This is a genomic window from Dactylosporangium maewongense (assembly GCF_039531485.1).
GTDB lineage: Bacteria > Actinomycetota > Actinomycetes > Mycobacteriales > Micromonosporaceae > Dactylosporangium > Dactylosporangium maewongense.
Genome location: NZ_BAAAQD010000019.1, coordinates 248,301 through 258,520, shown reverse-complemented (window position 1 = coordinate 258,520; position 10,220 = coordinate 248,301). Strand labels below are relative to the sequence as shown.

Sequence of the window (10,220 nt, the reverse complement as noted above, 5' to 3'; positions counted from 1 at the left end):
TCGGCAGGAGCGGGGCGAGGAGTTCCCACTCCGGATCGGTGAGTTCAAATCGAGCGGTCATAGCGTCCCGATAAACAACCGGGACGCTATGCATCATCCCGCTTCATGATCCAAGAGACAGGCCCTAGTCCGGACGCCGGGTTTGTCCGGACGCCGGGGCCGGGCTTGTCCGCACGCGGCGGAGTCGCTGTTGCCTTTGGTGATCGAAGGCGCGTGGCGGCCGTCCGGACGGCCATAGTCGTCCTTGGATCACACCACGCCGGAACCGACGAACAACCACCACCCACCGCCCCCATGATCCGGAAGACTTTACGTCGCCAGAACAGCACAAACTCTTCCGGATCACGGAACCCGGCAGACGGCCTTCCGAAGTCACAGACAGTGTGAGCCGGCGGTAGGCACGGTGGCACGATTGCCCGCTGCTCGTGATCCAAGTCGCGTGGCGGCCGTCCGGACGGCCATAGTCGTCCTTGGATCACGCCGCGCCGGGACCGACGACAGGCGCGCGGCCTGTTCGCCGGTTTGCGGTGTCCGCGTGCGGGGGCGTTCCGCCGCGTGCCGTCGAGGGGTGTCGTTCGGTGCTTCCACGTTGTCGTTGGTTTCGCAACCAGTGCACGGTGCGCTCGCCATCGTGGGGTTGTGGTAGGTGCGGTCCCGGCGGTTCGCCGGATATTTCGGGTTTGTGGTGGTTGCAGGGGTGATGTCGAAGCAGCCTGTGATGGCGGCCGCCGGATGCGGCGCGCACGCGGGTGAGGCTGCCGCGCGGCAGTGCGTCGCGAAGCGGCGCATTGGGGTGCGGGTGAGAATCCCCGCCAGGCCCCGCCGCGACAGCGGTGGGGGGAAGCGCAGTGGGTGAGAATCCCCGCCGGAACCCGCCGCGCCAGCGGTGGGGTGGCAGCACAGTGTGACAGTATTCGGCGTGCCTTCGAACGTCGCCGACCACTCGTTCGTAGCCGATCTGCACATCCACTCGAAGTATTCCCGGGCGTGCAGTCGCGACCTCAGCATCGAGACGCTCACCTGGTGGGCCCGGCGCAAGGGCATCACGCTGCTCGGCACCGGCGACTTCACCCACCCCGCCTGGCACGACCACCTGCGGGAGGCGCTGGTCCCGGCGGAGCCGGGCCTGTTCCGCCTGCAGCCGGACCGTGAGGCGGAGATCCTGCGGCGGCTGCCGGGGCGGCTGGCGAACGCGGCCGACGGGGCGCCGGTGCGGTTCATGCTGTCGGTGGAGATCTCCACGATCTACAAGCGGGGCGATCGGACCCGCAAGGTGCACCACCTGGTGTACCAGCCGGACTTCGAGGCGGCGGGGCGCTTCAACGCCGCGCTCGGCAGGATCGGCAACCTCGGGTCCGACGGGCGGCCGATCCTGGGGCTCGACTCGCGGGACCTGCTCGAGATCACGCTGGAGGCGAGCCCCGATGGGTTCCTGGTGCCGGCGCACATCTGGACGCCGTGGTTCTCCGCGCTGGGGTCGAAGTCGGGGTTCGACGCGATCGCCGACTGCTACGGCGACCTGGCCGGGCACATCTTCGCCGTGGAGACGGGCCTGTCGTCCGATCCGGCGATGAACTGGCGGGTGTCGTCGCTGGACCAGTACCGGCTGGTGTCCAACTCGGACGCGCACTCGCCGCCGGCGCTGGCTCGCGAGGCGACGCTGCTGACCAGTGAGTTGGACTACTTCAAGGTGCGGGACGCGTTGCGCACCGGCGACGGCCTCGCGGGGACGATCGAGTTCTTCCCGGAGGAGGGCAAGTATCACGGCGACGGGCATCGGGCCTGTGACGTGAACTGGCTGCCGGCTCAGACCCGCGAGGCACAGGGCCTGTGCCCGGTCTGTGGCAAGGCGCTCACGGTCGGCGTGCTGCACCGCGTCGAGGAGCTCGCCGACCGGCCGGATGGGTACGTGCCGCCCGGCGCGCCGCAGGTCACGCACCTGATCCAGCTGCACGAGATCCTCGGCGAGATCCACGGCGTCGGCGCCAGGTCCAAGACCGTCGACACGCAGCTGGCGTCGCTCGTCGCGGAGCTGGGCTCGGAGCTGGCGATCCTGCGCGAGGTCCCGGTCGACGAGATCAGCCGCGTGGGCGGGGAGCTGCTCGGCGAGGGCATCGGCAGGTTGCGACGCGGTGAGGTGCGGCGCACGCCGGGCTTCGACGGCGAGTACGGGGTCATCAAGCTCTTCGAGCCGGACGAGCTGCGGTCCCGTGGCATGCAAGAGGACGTGCTGTTCGACGTACCGATGCCGCAGCTGCCGAAACAGCGCAAGGCTGAGCCCACGCCGAAGCCGGCGCCGAAGCGACGCCGACCGGCGCCCGCCGCGGCACTCGAGCCCGCGCCGCCGATCTCGGCGCCCGCGTCGCCGCATGAGCCGCTCGAGCCGATGCTGGCCGGGATGGAGGAGGTCGGGACGGGGCTGCTCGACCGGCTCGACGCGCTGCAGCGGGTGGCGGCGTCGGCGCCCGGCGGGCCGCTGCTGATCGTGGCCGGACCCGGCACCGGCAAGACGAGGACGTTGACGCATCGCATCGCGTACCTGTGCGCCGAGCTGGACGTGTACCCGGAGGAGTGCCTGGCGATCACGTTCACCCGGCGGGCCGCAGAGGAGCTGCGGGAGCGGCTGGAGGGCCTGCTCGGGCCGGTGACCGAGGCCGTGACGGTGTCGACGTTCCACGCGCTGGGCCTGTCGATCCTGCGGGAGAACGCGCCGGCGGTCGGGCTGACGCCGAAGTTCCGGATCGCGGAGGAGGCCGATCTGCTCGCGGCCCTCGACCCGCTGTCGGAGCGGGAGGCGCGGCGGGCGCTCGCGGCGATGGAGCCGTCGACCGTGGACGCGCTGGCCAAGGCGCTGCGGGCGAAGGACATGGTGTCGCTCGACGAGCTGCTGACGCTGAGCGTGCAGCTGCTCACCGAGTCGACGACGCTGGTCGACCGCTACCGCGACCGGTGGCAGTGGATCTTCGTCGACGAGTATCAGGACGTCGACCCCGTGCAGTACGAGCTGCTGCGGCTGCTCTGCCCGCCCGGCGGCAACCTGTGCGCGATCGGCGACCCTGACCAGGCGATCTACTCCTTCCGCGGCGCGGAGGTGTCGTTCTTCCTGCGGTTCGCGACCGACTTCTCGACGCAGGACATCGACGCGCGGGTCGTGCGGCTGACCCGCAACTACCGCTCGTCGGCGCCGATCCTGGCCGCGGCGGTGCAGGCGATCGCGCCGACGACGCTGGTGCCGGGGCGGCGGCTCGATCCGGCACGGCTGGACCTCGAGGCGCCGATGGTCGGGCTCTACCCGGCGACGTCGGTCGCGGACGAGGCGGACTTCGTCGTCCGTACCGTCGACGAGCTGGTCGGCGGGCTGTCGCACCGGTCGCACGACAACCGGGTCGACTCGCGGGCGGCGGTCGGCGCGATGTCCTTCTCCGACATCGCCGTGCTGTACCGGACCGATTCGCAGGCGGCGCCGGTCGTGGACGCCTTGGCGCGGGCCGGCGTACCGGTGCAGAAGCGGTCGCACGACCGGCTGCTGGACCGTCCTGGTGTCGCCGCCATCGCCCGCGAGCTGCGGTTCGCGACGGGGCTCGGCGGGTCGATCGCGGCGCGGGTGCGGCTGGCCGGGCAGGTCGTCGCGGGTCGCTGCGGGCAGCTGGACACCGACGTGATCGGGCTGACCGAGGCGGACGTGTGGACGGCGGTCGAGCTGATGACGCCGCCGGCGTTGCGGGCGGGCAGCGACCTGGACGAGTTCCTGGGCGCGCTGGCCACGGGGGCCGAGGTCGACGGCTGGGACCCACGGGCGGACCGGGTGACGCTGCTGACCCTGCACGCGTCGAAGGGCCTCGAGTTTCCGGTCGTGTTCCTGGTCGGCTGCGAGGACGGCCTGCTGCCGTTGCGGATGCCCGGCTCGCAGGGCCGCTCGGAGGACGACGTCGCGGAGGAGCGGCGGCTGTTCTTCGTCGGGCTGACCCGGGCGCAGGACCGGCTCTTCCTGTCGCACAGCCGGACCCGTTTCCGCCACGGCTCGGAGCGGGAGATGGCGCCGACGCCGTTCCTGTCGTCCATCGATCCCGGGCTGTTGGAGCGGCGGGGTCCCGCGGCACCCAGGAAACCCAAAGACCGGCAGCTCCGGCTCATCTGAACGGCGTACAGACCGGCTTCTGTCGCTTATCCGTGAGACGAAAGTGTCGGGGGGTGGCGCTACCGTAGCTGCATCGACGCAACTAGGCTGCCTTGAGCTTCGCGGGAGCAGGAGGATCACATGTCCGGTTACGGACCGCCGGGCCCGTACCAGGGCCAACCCCAGGACCCCTGGCAGGGCGGCCAGCAGGATCCCTATGGCCAGCCGGACCCTTACGGTCCGCCGCCCGGGCAATACGGGCAGCCTGACCCGTATGGTCAGCAGCCTGACCCGTATGGTCAGCGTCCGGACCCGTATGGCCAGCCTCCGCAGTGGGGTCAGCAGCCGCAGTCGGGTGGCCCCTATGGGGGCAACTACGGGCAGACGGGCACCTATCAGCAGCCGGCCTATGGCCAGCCGCCCGGCCCGGGCCCCGGCCCCGGCCCCGGTGGCGACCAGTGGGGTCCGCCTGCCGCCCCGCCGCGGCGGAGGGGATCCGGCGGCACGGTGGCGCTCGTCATCGTCCTGGTGCTGCTGCTGTGCGGCGGTGGCGCCGCCGGCATCTGGTATGTCCTGAAGAACGACAAGACCGGCCCCGCGACCACCTCGCCGACGACGGCGGCGCCGAAGCCGAGCGGCTCGGGGAAGGCGTCCACGAGCGCGGCGCCGAGCGGTGGCGCCTCGTCGCCCGGTGGTGTGCAGGCAGGCGACGCGAAGACGGTCAAGGTCGGCGAGTGCCTGACCAACACCGGCACGGCGACCGCTCCGGTGATGCAGAAGACGACCTGCGCGGCCGGCACGTTCGAGGTGTTGAAGCGGATCGAGGGCACCTCCGACAAGGAGAAGTGCAACGGCGTCACCGGCTACACGCACAACTACTTCTTCAAGGCCACGCCGGAGACGTTCTCCTTCGTGCTCTGCATGAAGCTCCGGAGCTGACCCTTTCGCCCCGTTTTCGACGGCGCGCCGGGCGACGGCGCGCCGTCGAACTATTTGGGACCCCCCTTGCACGGGGCCCCTCAGACCATGTAGTACATTAGTTCGAGCTGGTGAACAGGTGTTCGATCACCTTGTTATAAGCCTGTCTTGCGTCTGCCCTAGACTTCGCTAGACAAGGCACGACACGCCACAAGGATGTTCTATGCGGTTCTAGCGTTTTGGCTAGAGACGCCGATACGGTGCGATCGTGGACCCCGTTCGAAACCCGTATGCCCCCGGTGCAGGCCAGCGCCCGCCGGAGCTCGCCGGTCGCGACCGCGAGCTGCAGGCCTTCGAGGTTGTCCTCGAGCGCGTCGCCCGCGGCCGCCCAGAGCGCTCGCTGATGCTGACCGGCCTGCGTGGCGTCGGCAAGACCGTCCTGCTCAACACGCTGCGCTCGCAGGCGATCTCGCGGCTGTGGGGCACCGGCAAGATCGAGGCCCGGCCCGATCAGTCGCTGCGCCGGCCGCTGACGGCGGCGCTGCACATGGCGATCCGCGAGCTTGCGCCGCACCACCGCGCGCCCGACCGGATCGACGAGTTCCTCGGGGTGCTGAAGGCGTTCGCGATCCGCGAGGACCCCAACAAGCCGCCGGGCAAGCTGCGCGACCGGTGGCAGCCCGGGATCGACGTGCCGGCCACCGCCGGGCGGGCCGACTCGGGCGACATCGAGATCGACCTGGTGGAGCTGTTCACCGACGCGGCCAGCGTCGCCACCGACGTCGGCACCGGCGTGGCGATCTTCATCGACGAGATGCAGGACCTGTCCGCCGAGGACATCTCCGCCATGTGCGCGGCGTGCCACGAGCTGTCGCAGACCGGCGCGCCGCTGATCGTGGTCGGCGCCGGCCTGCCGCACCTGCCGGCCCTGCTCACGGCGTCGAAGTCCTACTCCGAGCGGCTCTTCCGCTACCAGCGCATCGACCGGCTCGACCGGATCGCCGCCGACCTGGCGCTCACCGCACCCGCGATGCGTGAGGAGGTGGAGTACGAGGCGAAGGCGCTGGACGCACTCTACGAGGCCTCCGGCGGCTACCCGTACTTCGTGCAGGCCTACGGCAAGGCGACCTGGGACCACGCGCCGCACTCGCCGATCACCGCGGCGGACGTCCGGGTGGCGGCACCCGAGGCCGAGGCGGAGCTGGCCGTCGGCTTCTTCGGCTCCCGCTACGAGCGCGCCACGCCGGCCGAGCGCGAGTACATGCGCTCGATGGCCACCCTCCTGCCCGCCGTCGACGTCTCCGAGGCCGTGCCGACCGCGGAGATCGCCCGCTCGCTCGGCCGGCGCCCGGCGAGCCTCTCTCCGGCGCGGGACGCCCTGATCAAGAAGGGGCTCATCTACTCCGGCGAGCGCGGCACGGTCGCCTTCACCGTGCCGCACTTCGCCCGGTACATCCGCTCGCAGCCCGCCGACTAGATCGCCCTAGGTTTTCGACTTCTCGATGACGCCGCGCAGGTCGCGGCGCTCGATGGCGGCGGCCATCAGGTCGGGGAAGACGTCCGGCGTACAGGCGAACGCCGGCACTCCGAGCGCCGCCAGGGCCGCCGCGTTCTCGTGGTCGTAGTCCGGCGCGCCCTCGTCGGACAGCGCCAGCAGCACGATCACCTGCACCCCGGCGGCCGTCATCGCCGCGACGCGCCGGAGCATCTCCTCGCGGACGCCGCCCTCGTACAGGTCGCTGATCAGCACGAAGATCGTGTCCCGCGGGCGGGTGATGAGCTGCTGGCCATACGCGATGGCCCGGTTGATGTCCGTGCCGCCGCCGAGCTGGGTGCCGAACAGGACGTCGACCGGATCCTGCAGCCGCTCCGTCAGGTCGACCACCGCCGTGTCGAACACCACGAGCGACGTCTTCAGCGACCGCATCGACGCGAGCACCGCCGCGAACACGCCCGAGTACACGACCGACGCCGCCATCGATCCCGACTGATCCACACAGAGCACGATGTCCCGCTGTACCGACTGGGCCCGCCGGCCGTAGCCGACCAGCCGCTCCGGGACGACCGTGCGGTGCTCGGCCTGGTAGTGCTTGAGGTTCGCCCGAATGGTCCGGTTCCAGTCGATGTCGTGGTGCCGCGGCCGGTTGATCCGCGCCGCCCGGTTGAGCGCCCCGGCCAGCGCGGTCCTGGTCGGCTGCGCGACGCGCCGCTCCAGCTCGGCGACCACCTTGGCGACCACCTTCCGCGCGGCCCGCTTGCTCTTGTCGGGCATGACCCGGTTCAGCGACAGCAGCGTGCCGACGAGATGCACGTCGGGCTCGACGGCGTCGAGCATCTCCGGCTCGAGCAGGAGCCGGGTCAGGTCGAGCCGCTCGATCGCGTCGGCCTGCATCACCTGCACGACCGTCGAGGGGAAGTACTGCCGGATGTCCCCCAGCCACCGCGCGACCCGCGGCGCCGACGCACCGAGCCCCGCGCCACGCTGGCTGCCCGCGCCTTCCCCGGAGTCGTACAGCGCGCCGAGCGCCGCGTCGATGGACACGTCCGCGCCGGTCAGCCCGTAGCCGGTGCCTTCACCGCCGGCCGCCCCACCGAGCGCGAGCCGCCAGCGCCGGAGCCGCTCGTCCGCGTGCTGCTCGTCGCCGTGCTGCTCATCCATGGCCCGCCCCCTTCGCCCGCCGCCGTTCGTCCCGCTCCTGGCACTTGATTGCGCCGTCGCGGCCGGTCGCGCTGGGGCGGGGTCTTACCTCGGTCGCGCTGCTGTGGTCAGGCATGTCGGAGCTCCTTGCCCAGGAGACGGGCCACCACCGGGAGCAGCAGGGCGCCGCGGTCGGGGTCGACCTGGTCGTCGTGGTCGCCGGAGCGGGGGCGGCCGCCGGTGCCGATGTGGGCGGCCCGCTCGCCGATCATGCGGCGCTGCGGGGCCGGGTAGCCGCTGAACGTGCGGCGCAGCAGCGGCAGCACCTCGACGAACGCGTCGGCGGGGATGCCCGTCAGCCAGGCGTCGACCAGCGCGAGCAGCCGCTCGTCGTGGACCAGCAGCAGGCCGTCGCCGGCGAGGAAGCCCTCGATCCAGGCGGCGGCCTTGGCCACGGGCACACCCACGGTCAGGACCAACGCCATCCTGGCGCCGATCTCGTCGGCGTCGACCACTCCCGCGTCCAGCAGCAGCCGGCTCATCCGCCCGGTGAGCAGCCCGTGCAGGTCGTCGCGGGTGGACAGGCCGCCGAGCAGCGCCTGCCAGCGTCCGCTCGCGTCGGCGTCGTCGATCAGCGCGAGCGCGCCCTGCACGCCGTCGATCCGGTCGCGCATCACCGTGGCCGCCGCGTCGTCGAGCCCGCCGACCGCCGCGGGCAGGCCGACGCAGACGCGGGTGATCATGCCGAGGGTCACGGACCGCAGGGCGGAGAGGTCGGTGCCGCGGACGTCGCCGTACCGCAGCGTCCGGGCCAACGCGGGCAGCGCGTCCATCAGGTGCGCGACGTCGGCGTCGAGCGCCATCCGCTCGTCCAGCGCGTCGAGCACGCCGGGTAAGGCGTCGGACAGGTCGGCCAGCAGGCACCGCTCGACCAGCGCGGTCACGTCCGCGAGCGTCTCGGCCTCGGCGGCCTGCTCGGCGACGCGGGCGGTCGCCGCCTCGCGGACCGTGGTGCCGTAGACGCCGGCCTCGACGAGGTCGACCGCGAACTCCGGCTGCCACGCGATCTGCCACGACTCCCAGAACGTGCCCCGGCCCTTGCGGTTGGCCAGCACCTGACCCCACTCCACGCCGAGCAGCCGCAGCCGGTGCAGCAGCTGGCTGCGCTGCAGGTCGAGGTCGCGGCGCAGGTCCAGGTCGATCTCGCGGCTGCTGACCGCCGGCTGGAGTCGCAGCCTGCGCTGGCTGCTGGCCACGTCCTTCGCGATCGGCACGCCCGGCGTCTGCTCCGGCACCCGCCCGAGCCGGTCGCCGACGACCAGCCGCCGGTTGATCAGGCTGAGCCGCAGGTCGTCGCCGTCGCACAGCACCGCGTGCGCGGCGTCGGTGACCTCGGCGAGCCCGGCGAGCGGCCGTCCCCGCATCGTCGCGAGCGCCTCGGCGAGTCTCGTCGCCTCGATGACGTGGGCGCTGGAGACCGGGACGCCGTCCTTCCGCAGTACACCCGCCGCCTTGACCAACCATCGGGCCACGACGTGCTCGTCCACCGCCGTGAACAGGTGGTGGTACCAGCCCGGCGAGCGCACCCCAGCCCCGTACCCCTGCCACGACGCCAACCGGTTGTGCGTCCACGGCACCCAGGTCATCGACACCTTGACCTTCGGCAGCCCCTTGAGCACCGCGGCGTCGGAGGACGCGCTGGGCAGCGGCGCGGTCAGCGCGGGCACGTGCCACGCCCCGCACACCACGGCGACCCTTTCGAACTCCTTCACCGCCGCTCGCAGCGATTGCCGCATGTACGCCTCGCGCCGCTCCTCATCGACCCGTTCCGCCTCGGGCGGCGCGGGCGCGTGGGCTCTGACGACGGTCATGGCCTCGGCGATCGCCTCGAACGGCGCGACGGCCGCGGCCAGCTGCTCGGCATCGATGTCGTCGCCCGGCGCTCCCTCCTGCGCCATCGCGAACAGCGCCCCCGCCTCGCCGGCACGCAGCTCGGCGCCTGCAACGTCGCCGTCGCCGCCTCGCTCCGTCGCTCCCCCTTCGTCACCCGCCGCCGCTTGACCGTGACCACCGACAGCAGCGCCACCGGCCACGGCTTGAGCGGCGGCGGGGTCGGTCGCGGGCAGAGGGGGTGGGGTGCCCGGTTCGCGGCGGTGCTCGACGACGTCTTCCCACCAGCGTTCGGGGTCGTCGTAGCCGGCGGCCTCGGCCAGGGCGCCGATCGGGTCGACCCGCACCGCGTCGTCGGCGGGGGTCGGCGCGGACGGCGTGCCCGACGCGAGGCGGATCGCCGCGGGCAGGTCGATGAACCGGACGGGGATGCCGCACGCGACGGCCCAGCGGATCGCCTGCCACTCGGGGGAGAACTCGGCGAACGGCCAGAACGACGCCCGCAGCTTCGGGTCGGGGTTGTCCGCCGGGTATGCGAGCAACGCCACCGGGGCGCGCATGTCCTCGTCGCCCGCGAACGGGACCAGCGGGTCGGCCTCCGGAGGGCCTTCGATGAGGATCACGTCGGGGCGGAAGGCCGACAGTGCGCGTCGCACC

At 72.0% G+C, this 10,220-nt stretch carries 5 protein-coding genes; 3 read left to right on the top strand and 2 right to left on the bottom strand.

Features of this window, described 5'->3' with window-relative positions; genetic code table 11:
• Window positions 1-919: 919 nt before the first annotated feature.
• The 3 genes from ABD332_RS39780 to ABD332_RS39770 all read left to right on the top strand — a co-directional run bounded on the left by ABD332_RS39780 (window position 920) and on the right by ABD332_RS39770 (window position 6,512).
• Complete coding sequence (locus tag ABD332_RS39780; RefSeq protein ID WP_344508594.1) at window positions 920-4,138, top strand: UvrD-helicase domain-containing protein; 3,219 nt, start codon at window positions 920-922, stop codon at window positions 4,136-4,138.
• Window positions 4,139-4,624: 486 nt separating this feature from the next.
• The gene (locus tag ABD332_RS39775) at window positions 4,625-5,056 is read left to right on the top strand and encodes an LppU/SCO3897 family protein (protein ID WP_344508592.1); all 432 of its coding nucleotides are present in this window, start codon (window positions 4,625-4,627) and stop codon (window positions 5,054-5,056) included.
• 247 nt (window positions 5,057-5,303) lie between these two features.
• Window positions 5,304-6,512 (top strand): ATP-binding protein, encoded by a 1,209-nt coding sequence (locus tag ABD332_RS39770; protein WP_344508590.1) that lies wholly within the window; start codon window positions 5,304-5,306, stop codon window positions 6,510-6,512.
• 6 nt (window positions 6,513-6,518) lie between these two features.
• On the opposite strand, the gene ABD332_RS39765 is transcribed toward ABD332_RS39770, so the two are convergent.
• The gene (locus ABD332_RS39765) at window positions 6,519-7,694 is read right to left on the bottom strand and encodes a VWA domain-containing protein (protein WP_344508589.1); all 1,176 of its coding nucleotides are present in this window, start codon (window positions 7,692-7,694) and stop codon (window positions 6,519-6,521) included.
• A 107-nt stretch (window positions 7,695-7,801) separates the two neighbouring features.
• On the bottom strand, window positions 7,802-10,219 hold the full coding sequence (locus ABD332_RS39760; RefSeq protein ID WP_344508587.1) for a DUF5682 family protein: 2,418 nt from the start codon (window positions 10,217-10,219) through the stop codon (window positions 7,802-7,804).
• Window position 10,220 lies beyond the last annotated feature (1 nt).